Source organism: Faecalibacterium sp. I4-1-79, from assembly GCF_023347235.1.
Lineage (GTDB): Bacteria > Bacillota > Clostridia > Oscillospirales > Ruminococcaceae > Faecalibacterium > Faecalibacterium tardum.
Genome location: NZ_CP094467.1, coordinates 275,823 through 296,471 on the forward strand (window position 1 = coordinate 275,823; position 20,649 = coordinate 296,471).

Genomic DNA, 20,649 nt, shown 5'->3' on the forward strand with positions numbered 1-20,649 from the left:
TGGTATGCTGTTACAGGTCCACCACGCTGCCGACCTCGGCGGGGGTGGTGGGCACGGGGCCCAGAGCGGCTTCGTCGGCATCGCGGCGCACCGTAAAGATGGCGCTGCGCCCGGCAGCAAAATCCGGGTGCCAAGTCAGCGCAAGGGTCTGCCAGTCCTCCGGCACGGCGCAGAAGCAGTGCAGCAGCGCACCGCGTCCGGCGGCAAGGTTCAGGGTGAACACCGAGGCATCCGCTGCATTCTCACTGTACAGCGGGGCGGCAAAGCTGCCGCAGGGCACGCTCTGACCGTTGCAGGCAGCGGTCACGCCGGTGCCCATGCTGTACAGCTGCTCCCGGGTGCGCAGACCACGGCTTTGCAGATAGCTGGTATCCACCGGCAGGCTGGCTGCCGAAAGGTTTTCCACCGAGAGGTACACCAGCACGCCGCCCAGCTCCGGTGCCGGGGCATAGCCCAGCAGCTCTACGGCAGCTTTGCCGTCCAGCAGGGCAGGCTCGCCCGCAAGACACGGCTGCTGCGCCGCAGCACAGACCCCGGTAAGCAGCGCAGCCGCAAGGCTGACCGCACCGGAACCGGCACATTTCAGGAATGACCGGCGGGAGATGGATTGGGACATGACAGCGTTCCTCCTGTATACGATACAATACACTACCCTTTAACAATAAAGGATTCTGCGCGTTCTGTCAAGGGGCAGCGGGAAACTGTAACCCTTTCTTATTCGTAGGCCTCGTTTTCCTCGGCTTCGGCCTGCCCCTGCAGGGTGTCGGCGTAGCCGAAGGGTACGATGTCGATAGCCTCCACCAGCTTGTCCCGCATCCACAGCTGCACATCGGTCTGCACGGTGTAGCCGCAGCCCGGGTCTGCCATCCACTGCTCGGGGCGGCGGGTAGGCACGGCGCGCTGGCTGAGCATGCTCATGATCACGCCGCCGTGGGTCACGCAGGCGGCCTCGGTAACGTCCATACGGATCATGTACTCAAACAGCTTCAGCAGGCTGTCGGCGCAGCGGGCGTGGAACTGCTCGGTGGGCTCTGCGCCCTCCGGCAGATAGCCGGAGCCCGGGGTGATCCATTTTTTAAAGTCCTCGTCGTGCACGAGCTCCTTTACCGGTTTGCCCTCAAACTTGCCAAAACCGGCCTCCCGTAGGTCGTGCACCGTAAACTGGTGGGCAGCCCCGGGGAACAGGATGTTGGCGGTTTCCACCGCACGCAGCAGCGGGGAGGAAAACACGGTGTCCACCTGTGGGTAGGCGAACCGCTCCTTCAGGTCAGCCAGCTGGGCGCGTCCCTCGTCGCACAGGGGCAGGTCGGTGCCGCTGCCGATGTACAGGCCTTGCAGGTTGCCCGCGGTTATGCCGTGGCGGATGAGATGAAGCTTGAAGGTTTTCATGGATCACACCTCTTTTGGTTTAAAATTACGGATGGGGATTAGCCCTCGGCGTAGTTGACCTCCACGGTATCGGGGAACACGTTCATGTCCAGACGGCAGTTGTCGCGGATGGTCACGCTGGTCAGGGCGGTGCAGCCCTTGAATGCGCCGGTCTTGATGTAGCCCACGCTCAGGGGGATGTTGACCTCGGTCAGGGCGGTGCAGCCGTTGAAAGCGCCGGCCTCGATGTACTCTACACCGTCGGCGATGTTCACGGTGGTCAGGGCAGTGCAGTCCTTGAAGGCGGTAGCGCCCACGCTGGTAACGGTGCCCTCCACCTCAACGGTGGTGATCTGGTCGGCCTGATCAGCCCAAGGAGCCGGAGCGTCCTTGGTGAAGTTGGTCATACGGCCGGTGCCGCTGATGGTCAGGGTGCCGTCAGCCAGTGCCCAGGTCACGCCCTCGCCGCAGCTGTTGTTGGTGGCAGCGGCGGTGGAAGCAGCCACAGAAGAAGCGGCTGCGGAAGAAGCAGTGGACTTGGAACCGCCGCAGCCGGTCAGGGCGATGGCGGCGATCAGGACGGCAGCGGCAGCGCTGCACAGACGGACTTTGCGCTCGAGTTTCATGATGAAGTTTCCTCTTTCTTATTCTTGGTATATTACCTTTTATAGCGTCTGGCTTGTCCTTTGCGGATTTGTGCGCCGGTCAAGAACAGTCGCCAAAAAGAGATTATAGCACAAACTGCAGAAAGATGGAACCACCTATTTGAAAAATTTTTGTTTCAGAAAAGACGGACTTTCACCGCGGCTGTCGGTTTTCTTCCACAGCGAAAACACAAAATCTATGTGTTAATACCCATAGTTTAGCATAGATGTGGGGGGCGGGCAAGAGTTTTGACAATAATGACGAAAAAAGACGAAAAATATCGGCATTTTTCTTGCTTTACAAGTCGTTTTCCAATGTGTATAATCAACCTGTTGTAAACCAAAAACAAGGATGTTACCAAAAAATAGATCCTGCAGATATTGAGGAGAGCACACCATGGAGTTCAATCGCATCATCAAGCTGCTGCGCAAGGAGCGCGGCATCACCCAAAAGCAGGCGGCAGAGGATCTGGGGGTCTCTCAGGCGCTGCTGTCCCACTACGAAAAAGGCATCCGCGAGTGCGGCTTGGACTTTGTGGTGCGGGTGGCAGATTATTATAATGTTTCCTGCGACTATCTGCTGGGGCGCAGCGCCGAGCGCAACGGCATGATGCTTTCTGCCGAGGATCTGCCCAACCCCGAAAAGATGAAAGACAACGTCTACCACGGCAGCGTGCTGCCCACCATGAACAAAAAACTCATCTCCAACAGCCTGAACGTGCTCTACGCCAAGATCGGCCAGTGCCACAGCAAGGCGTTGACCACCGAGGTGAGCGCCTACCTGATGATGGCGGTGGCCAAGATGTTCCGGATGCTCTACTCTGCGGAGCCGCACAACGCCTCCAGCATGTTCAGCATTGAGCCCCACCGCTGGCACGGCTATTCCGATGCGGTGATGCGGATGGCCGAAGCCAACGTGGAGGCGTTGCTGGACGGGCAGGATGTGAACGGCGGCGAGGGCGTCAAGGACCCCGCCTGCCTTGCCATGACCACCGAGAGCCTGACGCGGGAATTTCCGCTGTACACGCCCAGTCTGTTAAATCTGGTCAAGACCAGCGAGACCCATGTCAAGGGGCTTTCGCCGCAGGAGTGACCCCGCTTGTGAAATTGTTGTAAAGAATCGCCCCGGGCTCTTGCATCTGCGTCCGGGAAACGGTATAACCAAATAAGAAAGAAAAAGAAAATCACCCTTCAAGGAGGATATAACGTTATGTCTACTGTCATTTCCCGCCGCAGCTTTCTCAAGTGCACCGGTGCATCTGCGGCTGCACTGGGCGCAGCCAGCCTGCTGGGTGGCTGCAAGTCTAACGGCAGCGATACCGTGGTAGAGGTCAAGGTGGGCGATACCGTCCGCAACTGGAACGGTCTGGGCGTGCAGCTGACCAGCGTGTTCCACCTGACGCAGGACCCCGTGCAGCCGGCAGGCTACGAGTATCTGGGCGTGCGGGTGACCGCCGTCAACCGCAGCAAGACCGAGAGCTACGCCATCGGCGCACAGGGCATTGACGCCATCAACGAGGCTTACCCTGTGCCCCCGCTGGAGAACGTGGACGCAAACTTTCAGGCTATGGCTGCTGCTACCCCGGATTTTACCGCTGTCTGCGATGGTCAGCCTGCAGCCTGCTGCGCCAATATCTCGCTGTACAACGCCAATTCCCAGAGCTTTTCCGATGTGGAGAGCCTGCCCCCGCAGGGCAGCGCCTACATTGTGCTGATGCTCATGGTGCCTAAGGACTGGAAACAGCTGAAGGTCACCTATGTGCCCACCTTCCTGGAGGGCAAGAGCCTGACTTTTGTCATGAACGCTTCCGACGTGATCCGCAGCTGACAGAATTACCAGAAAAAACACTTAAACTTCGTCTAAAATGCACGATGCTACCACAAAATATTCACATTTGTTTTGCGGAAAATCATTGACATTTTTCTCCGTTTCGCCTATTGTATAGGTAGTGCCCTATGGCAGAATCTGTATTGATGTGTCCCAAAGGAGGAACGAATATGACTGGGGAATTTTCCCGCCGCTCTTTCCTGAAATATACCGCCCTCACCGCTGTGGCTGTGGCGGGCAGCAGCCTGCTGACCGGCTGCTCCGGGTATGCCCCGGTGCAGCACGCTCCCGGCACCAGCAACACGGTGCTGAAGGTCGTCTCCACGCTGGACTGGGTGGAATACGATGAAGAGACCAACACCACCTTGTTCCGGCTGGTGGTGACCAACGGCCGTAAAAACGCGCTGGAGGTCACTAAGGCAAACTTTGCCGTAAAGGCAGAGGGCTACCTTGCCTATCAGAACGACAAGCTGCAGGTGATCTACCCGGATTCTCTGAGCCATCAGGTCAAGCAGGGCGAAACCTTCACCTATTATGTGAAAGCAAAGGACCTGAACGCGCTGACAGACGGCCCTGTGACCCTTACCTACTACCCTGACCTGCAGTACAGCGAGTTCAGCGCCAACTGGGAGCTGGCCGCAGATGTTCTGGAACCGGAGCTTCCCGGCACCTCCACGAACTGATCCCAGGTGGAAGAACATATAGGTAAAAAACGGAGGAACAAGCCATGTCTTATACATTTTCCCGCCGCGCATTCCTGAAGTATTCGGCAGCCACCGCAGTGGCTGTGGCCGGTGCCAGTCTGCTGGGCGGCTGTGAATATCAGGATCCCCAAAACCCGGTCTGCAAAACGCTGCCCGGCGCGATCAAAAGCGATCTGCAGGTCATTGCCGGCCTGAAAAGCATGAAGATCGAGAAAGGCACTTGCACTCTGGAGGTGGACATTGAGTCTGCCCGTGCAAACCCCATCCCGCTGGACCCCTACCGCTTCTCTGTTGCCGTGAAGGATGCCGAGGACAAGCCGGTCTATTTCAGCGGAAACAACGGCGGCGTGCGCATTCTGGACGCCGAGAACAGCCTGATCCAGCAGAAGAAACCTGTCACCATCCATTTGGCCGCCGACCACTTCCCCGAGTTGAAGGATGACGACACTGTACTGTTCCAGTACATTCCCATCCGCGAGAACTCCGAGTTTTCCATGACTTGGGAGATCACCAAGGAAGTGTACGACGAGTTCATCGCAAATCAGAGCACCAGCAAGAACTGAGCGTATCATAGCTGAACTATGACCGCAGACCGCTGCACAAAGCTTTGTGCAGCGGTCTGTTTTTGTGTGCAGGCTGTTTTGTACTGTGTGCGGATGATTCAGGCGCAGCACCGCGCTTTGCGAGGCACTTGGAGAAAAGTGTTGACGGCAGCAGGCTTTTTTGTTATACTGTATAAGGTTTATTATGGAGATGTATCGAAGCGGTCGTAACGAGAACGACTCGAAATCCAAGTGGATGCTTCGCTGAATGCCTCCATATCACACGGGAGAACGTCAATTTTGATGTCCTGACGGGCTTCAAAGCCTGTCTGAACGATGCGTTTTCTAACAATATTCTAACAGCAACTGTTCCAAGTTTCAAGGCCGATTTGCGATATACAAATCGTAAATTTGCCATGAAAATATACTTGGAGATGTATCGAAGCGGTCGTAACGAGAACGACTCGAAATCGTTTTGTCCTTAATCGGGCACGTGGGTTCGAATCCCACCATCTCCGCCAGAAGTCGCAGATTCAAACGAATCTGCGACTTTTTCTTTTGCATCAAGCAGAGAAAGACCGCTTTTGCCTCATCACAGTATGCTTTATACATGAACGATAAATCCATAATTATTTGGGGAGCTTGGATTCTCCCAAAAGGTTCGCAATGACCCCAGCCGACCCTTCCTTGCTCTTGTAATCGAGATGTGCGTAGATGTCAGCGGTGGTAGAAAAGGTACTGTGCCCCAGCCACTCCTGAACCTGCTTCATGGATACGCCGTTCATCACCATCAGGCTGGCACAGCTGTGGCGCAGATCGTGGAAGCGGATGCGCTTCAGCCCGTACTTGGTCAGAAACCAGTCGAAGTGCTCCGTCACGAAGTTCGGGCGGATCAGCTTGCCTTCCTGATCGGTGCAGACGAAATCCAGATACTCAGTGCTGTAGCTCTTCTTGAACAGCTTGCGGTAAAGCTGCTGTTTTTCCTTCTGCTTCAGAAGTTCTTCTTCCACAGCCGGGATCAGCGGCAGGGTGCGGCAGCTGGTCTTGTTCTTCATCACATCGCTGACCACAGGAACGTACTTGCCGTTCACCAACTGTTCCGTTACCTTGTGATTGATGGTGATGGACTTGCGCTCAAAGTCGATAGACGACCACTTCAACCCCAGTACCTCGCTGCGGCGCAGGCCATAGTAGGCCGTAATGAGGATGCACAGGTGCAGGGGGTCATCCTGTGATACTTCCAGCAGCTGCTGGACTTCATCCTTGGAGTAGAAGTTGGGCCGGAAGCTGTTCTTCTTCGGGCGGTCAACTTTCAGCATCGGGTTGGTTTCCAGATAATCCTTGCGGACGGCATCCTTGAACGCTTTACCGAAGATGGCGTGGTAGTGAATGACCGTGTTAGTGGTGTAGCCCTCCAGCAAGATCTTCTCCTGAAACTCATCCAGCACCTGCGGCGTGACCTCGCACAGCTTCAAGCCCAGCGGCTCAAAATACTGCGTAATGCGCCCGGTGATCATCCGATTGTAGCTGATAAAGGTTGCAGGCTGGATGGATGCTTTATGGATTTGCACCCACTCGTTGAGATAGTCCAGAAACAACATCTCCGACTTGTTGACGGGCTGGAGGGGCAGCGGCAAGGGCTTGGCGGTTTTAGCGTCTACTTTTTCGTAGGTGCCTCCCCGCCCCGTGGGCAGCTCCCCGGTCTCATCATAGTGGAGCAGCACTTCCCGGAGCATGGATTCCGCCTTGCGCTTGTTGCCCCGGACGGTCAGACCTGTGGAGATCCACTTGATCTTCCGCTTGCCGTTGGCATCATAAAGATTGATCACGAAATAGAAACGTCCATTTTTCTCTTGGACAGACCCTGTAGTTTTCATCATAAACCTCCTTTGGGTCAACAGGCGTGCTGTCCGTTGCTGCACCCACAGCATACCACATCCAGCGGCGGATTTCCAGCCGGGAAGGTGCTCTGTCCGGTGAGCAGGAACTCGATCACGCTCAGCTTCGGGATACGGTAGGTGCGGCCGATTTTAAGCGCAAACAGGCGGCGGGAACGGATCAGTTCCCCGACCGTGTGGCGGTTCAGACCAAGCATCTCCGCAGCCTGCTGAAGGCTGACGGCATCGGGGTAACCGGGAAACATCTGGGAATAGGCATCGTTAAACTTCATGGGCACTCCTTCTGCATAAGTAGTTTAAGATCAAAAGTGTGTGCCACCTGCGGTTATATCCTTTGCAGCAAGGCTGCGGTCAGGCGGCAATGTAAAGAGAGCTGACAGTAGTTTCAACTCTCGCATCGCAGATAGACTTGCAGCCCATCTGCGTCAATATGATATAGGTCTCCCATATTCGCCCTCGGCACCCTAGGAGTGGGGAATCGTCCAGCAACGGATTCACACCGCACCATTGGCATTTCAGCCACCCCGTCTTCGTTATGACCGGGCTGCGAGTTACAGAAGTACCTTTTGTGAAGTACCGGACGATTGAACTATTCTGTTTTCAAAGAACAGAGTTTTATAGAAAATCTTCGGAATTTAAGGCTTCCGAAAAATTGTCCCTCTAATTGGTAGGCATCGAGAAAGGCCAAAAAGTAACCCGAAAAAGAAATTTGTTAAAAAGTTCTTGGAAAATATAGCCGAAGTAGCTTCTTGGTTAAAATAACGTCGGTCCATGGGGTGACCGATGGAGGGCGAAACTTTGCAACAATGGCGGTGCCTGAAGTTGAAAGTGGTCTTGAAAAAAGATGCCCTCAATAGGTAGCCGACGAAAAAGGCCAAAACGTAGCAATGCTTTTGAAAATTAACAAAAAAGTCACAATTTGCATTTGCAAATCGTGCGTCTGCTATTAAACGGAATTGTCATAATAATCATACGAGTACAAGCAAACCTTCGTGAAAGAAGATACTCCGAAGAAATACCCCTCTATATACGAGCCCACGAAAAGGGCTATTCTGCACCCACAACTTACAATCTGTAACCAAGATGTAATCATTCAAATCGATATTCGCCAAAAAAGAAGGCTGGATTTCTCCAGCCTTCCAAAAGAATGTATCAATAATTTTTGCTCAGAGTCTTCTCAAGCGTGTCCGCAAACCTGACATCCTGCTCCTTCGTCCGCTTTGGGCTCCCCTTGGGGTGCTTTCCGGCAAGAAGGAGCTTTTTGTTTTCATAACGCCGAAGCATGAGAGCGTCTATGTTGTCGGCGGTGTATTCCAGACCATTCTGGTTCAGCACTCGGACGCGCTTGGCAAGGCACATACTCGCCAGCCCGTAGTCCTGTGTTACGACAATATCACCCGGTTTTACCCGGTTGACGAGAGCAAAGTCTACGCTGTCCGCTCCTTTGTCGAACACCAGCGTCTGCGCACCTTCCCGCTCGATTTGGTGAGCGGTGTCGCACAGGATGATGACCGGAACGCCGAACTGCTTTGCAATCTGCAACGTCAGAGCGACGACCGGGCAGCCGTCTGCATCGATCAAAATGGTCATGTGTGGTCCTCCATCGTCCACCGAAAGGCTTTCGCGGTACGCAAATCAGCGTCCTTAAAGTGCCCGCCGCTGTTCCATTCAAGGGTGCAGTCTGTGCCACGCTCTGCAAGTCGGCTGTGCAGGGTGCAGATGCTATCTCCTACCGCAGCCATGACGGCGTTTTTCGTGTGCTCTTCCTTGTCGCCAAGGCTCAGATAAATGTGCTGTGCCTGTATCGGGTGCTGCTGTTCAAACTCCATCCAGCCCGGAAACCACACAGAGGGGGATGCGGCAGCGATACCATAGAACAGATTTGTCTGGGTGGATGCCCACAACGCAAACAATCCCGCCAGCGAGTAGCCGCCTAGAATGATTTTGACGTTTTCCGGGAGACGAAACTGCTGCTTCAGCGTGGGAACGACCTGTTCCGTCAGAAAGCGCAGGGTGTCCGTAGCATTGCCGCCGAAGCCTTGTTTTCCCCACACAGCAGGGGCTTCCCACGGAGAAAGTGCATCGTTCCAGCTTTCCACCGGGATGGCCGCAAACAGAAAGTGGTGCGCACTCTGTGCAATAGCGGTAACCTCACTTTCCATGCTTTGCAGCTCATGTTCGCCTGTCATTTGGAGCAGTAGGTATTCTGCATGGGCTTCGCCGTAAATGAGGCAAGGTCTGTTCCCGATTAGCATTGTCTGTGCGGTCACTGCGACGTCCTCCTGAAAAATTTTTGATGAGTCCAGTATAACAGCTGCGAGCGGAATTGACAATTCAGATGGATGCAATAGCTTCTGCAAGCAGTGCTTCGTGGTACCATTCTGGTACGCTGAAGCTCTCTTGCAAGCAATGTCTTTGTATATACAAAGCCCCTTGCCTTGTAAGAGCTTGTTGGGCACAGCCCAAACCTGTTGTTCTGCATCGTGCCGATGCAGGCTTCGCGTTTCTGCAAAACGCTCTTTCAGCACTCCGCAGGAGTGCGCGGCTATCACGGGACGTGATGTTCACAGGGATTGGGATTGCATCCCAACAAGCAGAATACGCACGGCAAATTTGCAATGCCATGCGTGTTTGAGCCTTTGTATATACAGAGGCACTGCTTGCAGATGCTAGAGCAATCAACAAATGCAAACTGGATTTTTTGTGAAAAGATACAGGAAAGACAATGAGATTGGTGTTTTGAGTCAAAACGCATTGCCTGCGAACGCGGCAGAGAGTATACTTTGATATAATAAATCATAAGTTGTCGAAGCACTACTTGTCCTTAGCAGAAAGAAGATGAGGAATCATGGCAAAACTGAAAGCGAACAAACCGACTGCGGATGTCCTGATGAATTCCATGCGTGCGATGGGATATTCCTTTGAGGCAGCGATTGCGGATATTGTGGACAACAGTGTCAGTGCACAGGCCCGGAACATTGTGCTGCGATTTCCGATAGACCCATCCGACTGCTGCGTTGCTGTCTGCGATGATGGTATCGGAATGAATAAGAAAGAACTGCTGGATGCTATGAAATATGGCAGCCAGCTGAAATCCGCCAATCGTTCTGAGGATGATCTTGGAAGATTCGGGCTCGGAATGAAAGCAGCTTCTCTGTCTCAGTGCCGCCGGTTGACTGTTGCGAGCAAAAAGGACGGTAAACTTTCGGCCTATATATGGGATCTGGACATCATTGAGGAAAAGAAAGATTGGTATATGGTTGACTGCTCAAAGGAGCAGATTGCGGAAATCCGATATGTTGACTTCCTGAGCGACAAAGAAAGCGGAACGATTGTTCTTTGGGAGAATTTTGATCTTATTGAGAAGTCGAGTGGAAATGTTTACGCAGAACTCGGAAAACACCAGAACGCAACAGCAGAGTATTTGTCCTTGATTTTCCACCGGTATCTGAATGGTGAGGGCCGGAATCCACTGACGATCATGGTAAACAATTATAAACTGACAGGATTGGACCCTTTCCTTGAAAATCACAGAAAAACGAATGTCCGCAGAAAAATTGAAATTCCAATCAAGGATTCTGAAGGAAAGGAACAGATTGTAAGCGTTCAGCCATTTGTTCTGCCCTTCCAGAAAGACCTGAGTGCAGAAGATAAGAGATTGTCTGGTGGGATTGAAAATTATCGGGCAAAGCAGGGATTTTATATTTATCGGAACAAACGGTTGATAATCTGGGGAACATGGTTTGGCAGACATCGGGATGAACTGACAAAGTATGCCCGGATCAAGGTTGATATTCCGAATTCACTGGATGACATCTGGGGAATTGATATCAAGAAGCAGCATGCCACAATTCCGGCGATTATCCGCAACCGCCTGACGAAAGCTGTTGACGAAGCAATGGATCTTGCAGCGAAGGCACAGACCTATCGCGGACGGGTTGAAAAAGTGGATGAAAAGGTTGACTACATCTGGGACCGCATAAAAGAACGGGATAACCAGTTCGTATACAGGATCAACCGGAATTCCCGGATTTTTGACCTTCTGAAAGAAAAAGTGGATGATGAAACATGGAACCGACTGGATATGGTGCTGGACGAAATCGAGAATTCGGTTCCCTATCAGCAGATTTATATTGACAAGTCGCAGAACCGCGTTGATGATACTGTGGATGATGAACGGGTTGCTGAAATTGAGAGCAAGGCCAGAATTCTGATAAAGATGTCCATGGATATAGGCGCAACTGATCGCAATGCTGTGATCGGACGCCTGTTCCAGTCTGAACCGTTCTGCAAATATCCGGAGTTGGCGGAAAAACTCAGGGAGGCATAAAATGGGACTCGATATTGAGAAGGTCGCCATGCTGACAGGTATGGTCGATAAGCTGGTACAGATGAAACATGTGGATAATGCTCTGGATGAAAGTGTTGTTGAGGAGCTTATCCAAAAAGCATTATTCATCAGCGATGTGCCTTACAGTGATGATGAAATTGCAGCCGTCAAACGGGATATTGCCTATAAATATCAGATTCAAGCACGTCCTGGCCAGAGCATTTTGGCAGATTATGAGCAAGCCAACTGGTATGACGACAGAAAAGCTGAAATTCAGCAGAATTTCTGGACACGATACAAGAATTATCTGATTGACGAAAAGCATTTCAGCCCGAACGTGGTCAGTACGCTGGGTAATGACACGTTGGATCAGAAGCTGATGAATTATATTCTGGATCCGAAGGCGGACTACGGAAAACCTGTACTGAAACGCGGCCTGATTATCGGCGACGTACAGTCTGGAAAGACTTCGACCTATATCGGCTTTATCTGCAAAGCGGCAGATGCAGGCTACAAAGTGTTCATTTTGCTGACCGGCACGATCGAATCCTTGAGGAAACAGACACAGGAGCGAGTGGAAGAAGGATTTATTGGTATTGATATGTCGGCCAATACTACCGGAGGAAAACGCGTTGGCGTGGGTCTCGACAACAAGCCGATACATGCAATGGCATTGACCTCCCGCGCAAGTGATTTCCGTGGGAACTCCAATAAAATAGCAATGTCGCTTGGCAAGGATAAGGATGCTGTTGTCTTTGTCATCAAGAAGAATACCACAACGCTCACCAAGCTGACGAAATGGCTGATTGACCTGAATGCTGATCCGCGGACACATAAGATTGATATGCCGATGCTGATGATTGATGATGAGGCGGACAATGCTTCCATCAATACAAGTTCCGATAAAGAAGATCCGACCAAAATCAACAAGCTGATCCGGAAACTGGCTGATGTGTTCACAAAGTCCAATTATGTCGGATTTACAGCAACACCGTTTGCCAACGTTTTCATCGATCCGGAAACAACGGAGAAAATGGAAACGCATGACCTTTTCCCGGAAGATTTCATTGTGGCGCTTCCGACACCCAGCAACTACATCGGACCAACAAGAATTTTTCCGAAGGACGCAGAATTCCATTCGCAATTGGTTTATATAACGGATGCAGGCCGGGAAGAAGAAGACGGCTATTCTTTCTATTTCAAGCACAAAAAGGACTGGAAAGGCAAACTCCCGGAAAGCATGACAGATGCCATCTATGCCTTTTATCTGGCGAATGCAATCCGTGATCTGCGGGGTGATCAAAGAGAGCATCGGTCTATGCTGATCAACATTTCCCGGTTTGTCAAGGTCCAGAAGTATATCAAGGAAATTGTCGAGAAGATTCATGCGGAAGCATACCGGTCGCTGAAGTATAATCTTTCCAGTGACTTTGAACTGTCCATGAAAGACCCGGTGCTGAACCGGATTTACAAGGTCTGGCAGAGTCAGTATGAAAAATGCGGATTTACATGGGATGAAGTTGCAGCAGCGCTTTTCGATGCAATGGAGAAAATCCAGATCAAGGTTGTGAACAGCTCCAGATCTTCTGAAAAGCTTGAATATCCGAAAAATGAATCTTTGCGTGTGATTGCAATCGGTGGTCTGGCACTGTCCCGTGGTCTGACGTTGGAAGGACTCATCATCAGCTATTTTTACCGGAATACTTGTACCTATGATGTTCTGATGCAGATGGGACGCTGGTTCGGATACCGGCGCGGATATGAAGATCTTTTCCGTATCTGGACGCATAAGGCATCTGCGGAGTGGTATGCGGAAATCGCGGATGCGACTGAAAAACTAAAGGAAGATATGGTGTTGATGCGGGATCTGGGGCAAAAACCGCGTGATTTTGGTATCCGTGTACGGAACAACTCGACAGACCTCAATAATACGGCCTATAACAAAATGCGCAATGCCACGGATGAGTTTGATGTGAGCAGCTACTTTGGAAGTATTGTTGAAACACCATATCTCCGGTTTGATGTGGAAGCCCAGAAAAATAACTTCCGGGCGGTGACAGATCTTGTAAGCGAGTGTCTCTCCAGAGGATATAGGTTTGAGCGCAGGGCAACAGGTTCCGGAAGAAAAGGCCGGTATGTGTTGTCGGATGTTCCGAAGGAATTGATAGTAGAACTCATTGATAGGCTCTCCATATCGAAGTACAGCTCGTATTTCAACACAAAGCAGATCTCGGAATTCCTGAGTGGATGCACAGACGCATCCATAGATGTCTTTGATGTTGCTTTTATGGACGGAGAAAGTCCGGATAAGGTGGCAGATGTCTGCGGTCAGAAAATTACCTGTGTCGAACGAAAAACCTGTATTATCGACAGTGAACTTGACAGACTGAGTATCGGCAGAAAAGGTAAATTGGGAGGCCCTGGAGATGGTTTGGTGGGAATTGTTGATTTCAATGGGAAAACTGCAGAAGAAATCATTGAAAATGCCAAGGCATCTTTCCGTAAATTCTATGAAAAAGAAAAAGGAGTACCATTTGATAAGACAAGGGTATATCCATCGGAGACATGGTTCCGCTTTGTTGTGGACAGAAAACCACTTCTGCTGATTTATTTGATTGATGTTGGTGTAGCGGAGGAAAATCAGAAAAAACAAGAAGCAGAATTCAAAGCTGCAATGGGAAATACGCCGGCAGTAGGTCTGGCATTGGGTCTGCCACGCAATGATGAGGAAGCAGGGCTTACATCCACCCGTTATAAGGTCAACCGTGTCTATAACTGGTTTGATCGGGAGGAAATGGAAGATATCCTTGCAGAAGGAAGGGAAGAATAATGACAGGCGTCATGGAGGAACGTTTTGCGGCTTTTCTGAGACCCGGATATTTTTCGAGAGTGGACAATCAGCATCCGTTGGAATTGTACATTGGTCTGGACGAAAAAGGGCGAAAAGCCATCGAACTCCGGGCAAGGTTCACAGCCCGAAAAGTGACGGGCACATCGGCTATTGATGTGAATCAGTACAAGAATGAAAAATACAATACAATCCGTTTTTCCTTGTGCGATGAAGAGATAAAAGGATTGTTCTTCAAATTTTGCGATGACCTGATAGAGCAATCGCGTGGCATCAGCGACAAGGGGCAAGGATATCAGACCATTGTCAACCGTTTTTTCCAGTGGAAGAAACTGTTTGTGGGTTCCAAACATGTATTCCTTACAGAACCCGAAATCATGGGGCTGATCGGAGAAATCCTGTTCCTGCGTGGGAAACTGGCAGAACAGATCGGGCTGGAGAATGCGCTGAAGAGCTGGAGTGGGCAGGAACTCACACATAAGGACTTTTCCTATGGAGATTCGTGGTATGAGGTAAAAACCATTCACCGTGGGATACCGGCAGTGAAGATATCCTCCATCGAGCAGCTTGAAAGCAGCACGGACGGAGAACTTGTGGTTTTCTTTCTGGAAAAGATGAGTGCCGCTTACAATGGTGTGAATCTCAACAAGCTGATTCTGGAGACAAGAAGCCTTTTTGCATCGGATGAAGACCGGAATGATTTTATGGCAAAGGTTGCCCTTCAGGGATATGTGTACAATGACTACTATGATGACTTTATCTATGAGATAAGAAGCTGCAACCGGTATCGTGTGACAAACGGTTTTCCGAGATTGACGCATGAGTTGCTGCCAGAGGCAATCTGCAAGGCATCGTATGAAATTCTGCTTCAGAAAATTGAGCAGTACAAACTGAAAGATCAAGAGGCCGTATAATGGACTATCAGGCGTATAAAAAGGAATTTCTGGAATCTCTGCGCAACGATTCGGCCATCAACGGGACGGATACGGAGGATGAATTCCTGAACAGGACATTGAGCCTTCTGGTTGACTATGATGAAGTTAATGATCCTGTCCGCTTTGGTATGGGCGACAAGAGAGGGCACGGAAATCGCCTGATGCGTGCAGATGGTTACTGTTTTGATGAAACGGATCACAGTCTGATCCTGTTCATCAGTGACTTTCAGGATTCAGAAAATGCCGCCAACCTCACCAGAAGCAGGGTTGACGAATTGTATTGGAGATTGTATTATTTTCTGGATGAGGTCTGCAATGGCCGGATGGAGGACTACTTCGATGATTCGGATGACATCCTCCGGGTTGCAAGGATGTTCCGCAAGCGGATGACCTGCAATATCGACGACCCGCAGCTGATTCTGAAAATCAAGTTCTATGTTCTTACTAATAAGGAACTGGACACAGCTTTGCTGGATGCCAATCTTCTGGAAACAACGATCCGGAAGAAAAAGGGAGCCGCAAAGAAAACCCGCACAACCAAAAAGATCAAGAAAGCAGACTTTAACGGTAAACCGCTGGAAATCAACCTGTGGTATCCGGAACGTTTCTATGAAATGGAAATGACAAACAGCAATGAGCCGGTTGTCATTGATATCCCGAAGGATTTTTCTGAAGTCGGAGTTCATGGTATTCCGTGCATAAAGGGCGACATTGGTGAGAACCTTGGGTATGAAGCCTATATTGCAATCATTCCGGGAAAACTTCTGGCCGAGATATACATTGCCTACGGAAGTAAGGTACTGGAAGGCAATGTCCGTGCCTTTCTGGGAACCAGTGGAAGCAAGAGTGTCAACAATGGTATAAAAAGAACAATAAACAACGATGCAACAAAGTTCTTTACCTATAATAATGGAATAGCAACAACCGCAAAGGGCGTGGAAGTTGAGAATATCAATGGACAGAATCTGATTACAAAGATAGTGGATTTCCAGATCATCAACGGCGGACAGACGACCGCAACGCTGGCGGATGCTGTTCTGAAAAAGACCAACGTTGAGCTGGAAGGCATTTATGTCCCGATGAAGCTGACTGTGATCGAGGACCGGGAAACGGAAAACGAGGACGGTGTCCGCTTCTATGACGAGATGGTGCAGGCAATTGCCCGCTATGCCAATAGCCAGAATAAGGTCACGGCAGCGGATCTGTTCTCCAATGACCCGTTCCATATCTGGATGGAAAAGATGTCGAAGAAGTGCCTTGCACCTCCGGCGAGATATACGATCCCGACAGGCTGGTATTATGAGCGATCCCGTAAGAAATACCAGCAGGAACAGGTGAAACTTCGCGGCGATGAACTGAGGCGTTTCCAGAAAAAATTCCCGAAGGATCAGGTCATCACAAAAGAGCAGCTGGGTATGTACCTGACAACGGTTGCCTGCAAGCCACACATCGTTTCCAAAGGCAAGAACTGGGTCATGAAGGAATTCGGAAATGACATCAGCAAGGAATACCGTGGGAACAATGATTCCTTCAATGAATTCTACTTCAAAAAAGGAATCTGCGCAGCGATTATTTTCCGGGCTGTTGATAACTACCTTGAAAGTCATAAGGACAGCGAAAAACGTCCGACGGGCTTTTGGTACAAAGTGGGCGGCTATAAGCTCAATATTGTACCCTATACGATTGCAAAAATCCTCAGCAAGATTCCGGATGGATATTCGCTGAACTGGAGTGCAATCTGGCAGAAACAGGCATTGTCGCCTGCATTCATGCATGAAATTGAAATTGTGACCAAGCAGACCAATGACTTCATTTGCGACAGCCATGGTATGATTGTCACGGAATACTGTAAAAAAGAATCTACATGGGAAGATTATAAGGCCGATAAAACATATACCCCTTCAGTAGCCTTTATGGATGAGCTGGTTCCTGTATCGCTTATCAAGGAGGAAGAAACTTCTGCGAAAAAAGAAGCCAAGGAATCCAATGACCTCAAGGTTGTGATGGGTGTGGTTGCGTTGGGTCCTGGATATTGGAGCAAATTGATGAATGCTGGTATCAGGCGTTCAATGCTGTCTTATCAGGAACAGACGTTGTTAAAGCAAGTCGTGCAGCTTTCATCGACGGGAAATATTCCTGTCTCCGCTTCAGGGAAGGTGCCGTACAAGACAATGAACATGATCAGGTCGGTGCTTTCTATCAAGGAAAAACTGGAGTCGGAAGGAATATCAGTCACAAATGGAGAAAACGTATAATATTGTTGAATTGTTCAGCGGCATCGGAAGTCAAGCAGCTGCACTGAAAAATCTTGGTGTAAAGATAAATACAGTCGGAACAAGCGAGTGGGATGTCCATGCAATCGTAGCCTATGATATGATTCATGGAGGAACAGATATTCCGGCGGATATTGCGCGGATGTCCAAGGATGAACTCCTTGAAAAAATGAGCCACTATACATTCAGCAATTCAGGAAAGGCACCACTGGAATATGAAGCTCTGCGTACATATTCAGTGGAATCCCTGCGATACATCTATACCAGCATCAAGCGAAATCATAACTTTGTCGATATAAGTGCTCTGGAAGGAAAGGAAATGCCGGACGGAATAGATATTCTCACCTATTCTTTTCCCTGTCAGGATCTTTCCAACGTCGGTGCATTCCACGGCTACAACAAAGGAATAGACAAGGATTCGGGCAGCCGATCCAGCTTGCTGTGGCAGGTAGGAAGAGTACTTACAGAGATGAAGGATACAGGAAAAACGCTGCCCCGGTTTTTGCTGATGGAAAATGTCCCGACACTTCTCTCCCAGCGCCACAAGAAAAATTTTGAAACATGGATCGGCGAGCTGAGCAAGTTGGGGTACGTCAGCAAATACTACCAGCTGAATGCTTCGTCTTTTGGCCTCCCCCAGAACCGCCCCCGCCTTTTGATGATCAGTGTATATGTCGGAGACGATGAAAACAAAAAATCGCTGACGGAAGATTATTTTGCAAGAAAAAGCAGTCCGGAGGATGTCGTGAACGATTTCCATACATCCGGGCACTATAAAGCAATAAAAATCCGTGATCTGCTCCGGAATGACTATCGGAACCCGATCTGGTTTGAGGAGGCAGTGGAGTGTACTCCCAACGATACTGTATCCAGAAGAAAAATCTGGGAAGATAATCCGCAGATTGTTCTGGAGGGAAATATTATCAATCCGGAAATTGATACAATCCGAACGATCACTACCAAACAGGACCGGAACCCGAACTCCGGTAATCTGTATTTTGACAGCGGAATTGAAGGAAAAGGAAAGTTCAGATACCTGACTCCCCGTGAATGTATGCTGTTTATGGGATTCAAGGATACGGATTATTGGAAATTGAAAAACAATAATGTCGCATTCCATAAAGGTGACCAATTATTTTCAAGAGATAAGATAATCCGGATGGCAGGAAACAGCATTCCTGTGAAATTGCTGGAAGGCGTTTTCTGGCAGATTCTCCAGATTGATAAGCTGATGGATAAAGACGATGGATGTTCACAGTAAAGCCGTCCGTAGCTATAATATGTCCTGCATACATGGCAAGGACACGAAGCCGGAAGAGATTGTAAGGAAATATTTATTTTCAAAGGGATTCCGTTACCGGAAGAATGACAAAAAACTTCCGGGAAGCCCGGATGTTGTGTTACCGAAGTACAGAACCGTTATATTCGTGAATGGATGTTTCTGGCATGGGCATGATGGGTGCAGATATTTTGTCTGGCCCAAAAACAATGCGGAATTCTGGCATAATAAGATAAAAACCAATATTGAACGGGATGCCCGGAAGAAAAAGCAGCTTGAAGATGCAGGCTGGAATGTGATAGTTGTCTGGGAATGCCAATTGCGTCCGGAAAAACGTGATAAAACATTGGAAGAATTGGAAAGTATGCTCAAAACAAGATTGGAAATGCGTCACAGAAAAGACAGCTGATAAGGAGGACAGTCATTATGCCAAGACCCAAAGGAAGCAAGAATAAAGCGAAAACTCCGGTGGTCATCATTGATTATGTAGCTGAACTGGAGAAAAAAATCTCAGAGAAGAACACCTTGGAAGCAGATATTACAGCATTGGAGGCTGACGTTGATGGGCTGAAGGTGCAGCTCAAAGAGAAGAAGACTGCACTGAAAGCACTTGACAAGGAGATTGCAGCATTGGAACGGAAAAAGTCCCGTCAGGATGCTGAAACGTTGAGGAAAGCCCAGAAAGAAGAAATCGACAAGGCGATTCAGCAACTTTTGGACGATGGGATGAGTATGGAACAAATTTTGGAAAAATTGTCATGTGGGAACATTAGCAATCAAAAATAAATACATGGAAAATTGCAGAGAATGAAAGAAGGAATTTGAAATGGATTGTTTGTTTGATAAACGTGGTGACTGTATGTCAATCGCATTTACAATTTCATATTCTGAATATAAGGAACTTATTGATCATGCATATAAGAATCGTGGTGGAATCGATGGACAACGTGGTACATTAAAAACGAGTACGGCGATTAGAATTCGCAAACGAATGGTAGAGGATATTACAAAAGGAACAATTTTGCCACCATTGGTAATAGGTGCGGCTGTTAAAGAAGCTGATTATAATGAGTTTGAAAAGAAGAACGAAGAAGCATTGCTGATATGGCTAAAAGAAAATGCATCAAGCCTCTCACTGATTGATGGAATGCAAAGAACGACTGCAATGTTCGAAGCGGAGAAAAGCATTGATTTAAGCGAGTATAAAATTCGTATAGAGTTATGGCTTGCACACACTGTAAATAATTTGATTTATCGGATGCTTGTTTTGAACTCGGGGCAAGTTCCGTGGGATGTGAGAAGACAACTGGAAACCGTTTTCGGATCAATTGTATCTCAGCTACAAATGGATTTGCCGGAACTCTCTATTTTTACGGAAGAAGAGTCTAGGAGACGTGCAAAAGCTGGTCAATATCAAGCCAATCGCATTCTTGAATTGTATTTGGCATTTGGTTCAAGAAAAGAAAAAATCGACATTAAAGAGCGTTTATCTGACGAATTTGTTAGACTTGATTTTTTGGAATTAACCTCGGATACAGATTCAACATTGGAATTTGAAGAAGCACTTCGATTGATGACGCAATTAGATCGAATTTTTGAGAGAGTTGATGCAGTAGAAAGTGAAAGATTCAAATCAGGAACAGATGTCTTTGGAAGCCAGCCAGCATGTGTGGGTTTTATTGTAGCAACATCAATCTTAATGTTGGGACGTCCAGGAAGTTCCCAGTCCAAGGAAAGCCTCGAAAAAAGATGGAGCGAGAAAAAAGCTGGATTTAATAGCATTGTTGAAAAAGCTCAAAAAATGAACAAAGAGGAATTGACTGAATTTCTTGCCCTTCAAACCTTGTCAGAAAAACTGGCAGGTCGAAAATCCGGAAAAGTAGGTGATTTTGAAAGAGAATTCTTTAGGACGGCATTTTCGACATTGTATGATGAGGGGGAAGATTTGACCTCTTTTGAAGTATGTTGGAATGCATACTGAGGGTGAAAAATGTCACGAA

Annotated in this window: 19 protein-coding genes and 1 tRNA gene; 13 read left to right on the forward strand and 7 right to left on the reverse strand. The window is 49.2% G+C overall.

Annotated features, from left to right (window positions below; all coding sequences use genetic code 11):
* Positions 1 to 10: 10 nt before the first annotated feature.
* The 3 genes from MTP36_RS01335 to MTP36_RS01345 form a co-directional block, all read right to left on the reverse strand.
* The gene (locus MTP36_RS01335) at positions 11 to 616 is read right to left on the reverse strand and encodes a hypothetical protein (RefSeq protein ID WP_055186475.1); all 606 of its coding nucleotides are present in this window, start codon (positions 614 to 616) and stop codon (positions 11 to 13) included.
* A gap of 98 nt (positions 617 to 714) precedes the next feature.
* Positions 715 to 1,389 (reverse strand): histidine phosphatase family protein, encoded by a 675-nt coding sequence (locus MTP36_RS01340; RefSeq protein ID WP_249252975.1) that lies wholly within the window; start codon positions 1,387 to 1,389, stop codon positions 715 to 717.
* A gap of 38 nt (positions 1,390 to 1,427) precedes the next feature.
* A complete protein-coding gene (locus MTP36_RS01345; RefSeq protein WP_097779428.1) occupies positions 1,428 to 1,994 on the reverse strand; it encodes a leucine-rich repeat domain-containing protein in 567 nt (188 codons plus the stop codon).
* Positions 1,995 to 2,409: 415 nt separating this feature from the next.
* Here MTP36_RS01345 and MTP36_RS01350 point away from each other — a divergent pair, with 415 nt between their 5' ends.
* From MTP36_RS01350 to MTP36_RS01370, 5 genes are all read left to right on the forward strand, one after another.
* Positions 2,410 to 3,105 (forward strand): helix-turn-helix domain-containing protein, encoded by a 696-nt coding sequence (locus MTP36_RS01350; protein ID WP_005925474.1) that lies wholly within the window; start codon positions 2,410 to 2,412, stop codon positions 3,103 to 3,105.
* 117 nt (positions 3,106 to 3,222) lie between these two features.
* Positions 3,223 to 3,840 carry a twin-arginine translocation signal domain-containing protein gene (locus MTP36_RS01355; RefSeq protein WP_249252977.1) on the forward strand — a complete coding sequence of 206 codons (618 nt, stop codon included), beginning with the start codon at positions 3,223 to 3,225 and terminating at the stop codon, positions 3,838 to 3,840.
* A 170-nt stretch (positions 3,841 to 4,010) separates the two neighbouring features.
* The gene (locus MTP36_RS01360; protein WP_097779430.1) at positions 4,011 to 4,523 is read left to right on the forward strand and encodes a twin-arginine translocation signal domain-containing protein; all 513 of its coding nucleotides are present in this window, start codon (positions 4,011 to 4,013) and stop codon (positions 4,521 to 4,523) included.
* A gap of 44 nt (positions 4,524 to 4,567) precedes the next feature.
* Entirely contained in the window at positions 4,568 to 5,107 is a 540-nt protein-coding gene (locus tag MTP36_RS01365; RefSeq protein ID WP_249252979.1) for a twin-arginine translocation signal domain-containing protein, read from the forward strand.
* A 409-nt stretch (positions 5,108 to 5,516) separates the two neighbouring features.
* Positions 5,517 to 5,607 (forward strand) — tRNA-Ser (locus tag MTP36_RS01370).
* Between the two features lie 108 nt (positions 5,608 to 5,715).
* Here MTP36_RS01370 and MTP36_RS01375 read toward each other — a convergent pair.
* The 4 genes from MTP36_RS01375 to MTP36_RS01390 all read right to left on the reverse strand — a co-directional run bounded on the left by MTP36_RS01375 (position 5,716) and on the right by MTP36_RS01390 (position 9,239).
* Positions 5,716 to 6,915, reverse strand: coding sequence for a tyrosine-type recombinase/integrase (locus tag MTP36_RS01375; protein ID WP_249252981.1), 1,200 nt, complete (start codon positions 6,913 to 6,915; stop codon positions 5,716 to 5,718).
* A gap of 65 nt (positions 6,916 to 6,980) precedes the next feature.
* On the reverse strand, positions 6,981 to 7,256 hold the full coding sequence (locus MTP36_RS01380; RefSeq protein WP_117530179.1) for a helix-turn-helix domain-containing protein: 276 nt from the start codon (positions 7,254 to 7,256) through the stop codon (positions 6,981 to 6,983).
* 880 nt (positions 7,257 to 8,136) lie between these two features.
* The gene (locus tag MTP36_RS01385) at positions 8,137 to 8,574 is read right to left on the reverse strand and encodes a YaiI/YqxD family protein (RefSeq protein WP_249252983.1); all 438 of its coding nucleotides are present in this window, start codon (positions 8,572 to 8,574) and stop codon (positions 8,137 to 8,139) included.
* Positions 8,571 to 9,239, reverse strand: a complete 669-nt coding sequence (locus MTP36_RS01390; protein ID WP_249254448.1) for an alpha/beta hydrolase-fold protein — start codon at positions 9,237 to 9,239, stop codon at positions 8,571 to 8,573. The genes MTP36_RS01385 and MTP36_RS01390 overlap by 4 nt, the downstream gene beginning before the upstream one ends.
* A gap of 593 nt (positions 9,240 to 9,832) precedes the next feature.
* On the opposite strand from MTP36_RS01390, the gene MTP36_RS01395 reads away from it, so the two are divergent.
* Genes MTP36_RS01395 through MTP36_RS01430 form a run of 8 tightly spaced genes read left to right on the forward strand, consistent with a single transcriptional unit; the run spans position 9,833 to position 20,630 of the window.
* A complete protein-coding gene (locus tag MTP36_RS01395; protein WP_249252985.1) occupies positions 9,833 to 11,314 on the forward strand; it encodes an ATP-binding protein in 1,482 nt (493 codons plus the stop codon).
* Position 11,315: 1 nt separating this feature from the next.
* On the forward strand, positions 11,316 to 14,144 hold the full coding sequence (locus MTP36_RS01400) for a Z1 domain-containing protein (RefSeq protein ID WP_249252987.1): 2,829 nt from the start codon (positions 11,316 to 11,318) through the stop codon (positions 14,142 to 14,144).
* The gene (locus MTP36_RS01405; RefSeq protein WP_249252989.1) at positions 14,144 to 15,076 is read left to right on the forward strand and encodes a PD-(D/E)XK motif protein; all 933 of its coding nucleotides are present in this window, start codon (positions 14,144 to 14,146) and stop codon (positions 15,074 to 15,076) included. Before MTP36_RS01400 ends, MTP36_RS01405 begins: the two co-directional genes overlap by 1 nt.
* Positions 15,076 to 17,352, forward strand: coding sequence for an AIPR family protein (locus MTP36_RS01410; RefSeq protein ID WP_249252991.1), 2,277 nt, complete (start codon positions 15,076 to 15,078; stop codon positions 17,350 to 17,352). The genes MTP36_RS01405 and MTP36_RS01410 overlap by 1 nt, the downstream gene beginning before the upstream one ends.
* Positions 17,336 to 18,631, forward strand: a complete 1,296-nt coding sequence (gene dcm / locus MTP36_RS01415) for a DNA (cytosine-5-)-methyltransferase (protein WP_249252993.1) — start codon at positions 17,336 to 17,338, stop codon at positions 18,629 to 18,631. Before MTP36_RS01410 ends, dcm begins: the two co-directional genes overlap by 17 nt.
* A complete protein-coding gene (locus tag MTP36_RS01420; protein ID WP_249252995.1) occupies positions 18,615 to 19,058 on the forward strand; it encodes a very short patch repair endonuclease in 444 nt (147 codons plus the stop codon). Before dcm ends, MTP36_RS01420 begins: the two co-directional genes overlap by 17 nt.
* 17 nt (positions 19,059 to 19,075) lie before the next feature.
* The gene (locus MTP36_RS01425) at positions 19,076 to 19,435 is read left to right on the forward strand and encodes a hypothetical protein (protein WP_249252997.1); all 360 of its coding nucleotides are present in this window, start codon (positions 19,076 to 19,078) and stop codon (positions 19,433 to 19,435) included.
* 40 nt (positions 19,436 to 19,475) lie between these two features.
* On the forward strand, positions 19,476 to 20,630 hold the full coding sequence (locus tag MTP36_RS01430; RefSeq protein WP_249252999.1) for a hypothetical protein: 1,155 nt from the start codon (positions 19,476 to 19,478) through the stop codon (positions 20,628 to 20,630).
* Positions 20,631 to 20,649 lie beyond the last annotated feature (19 nt).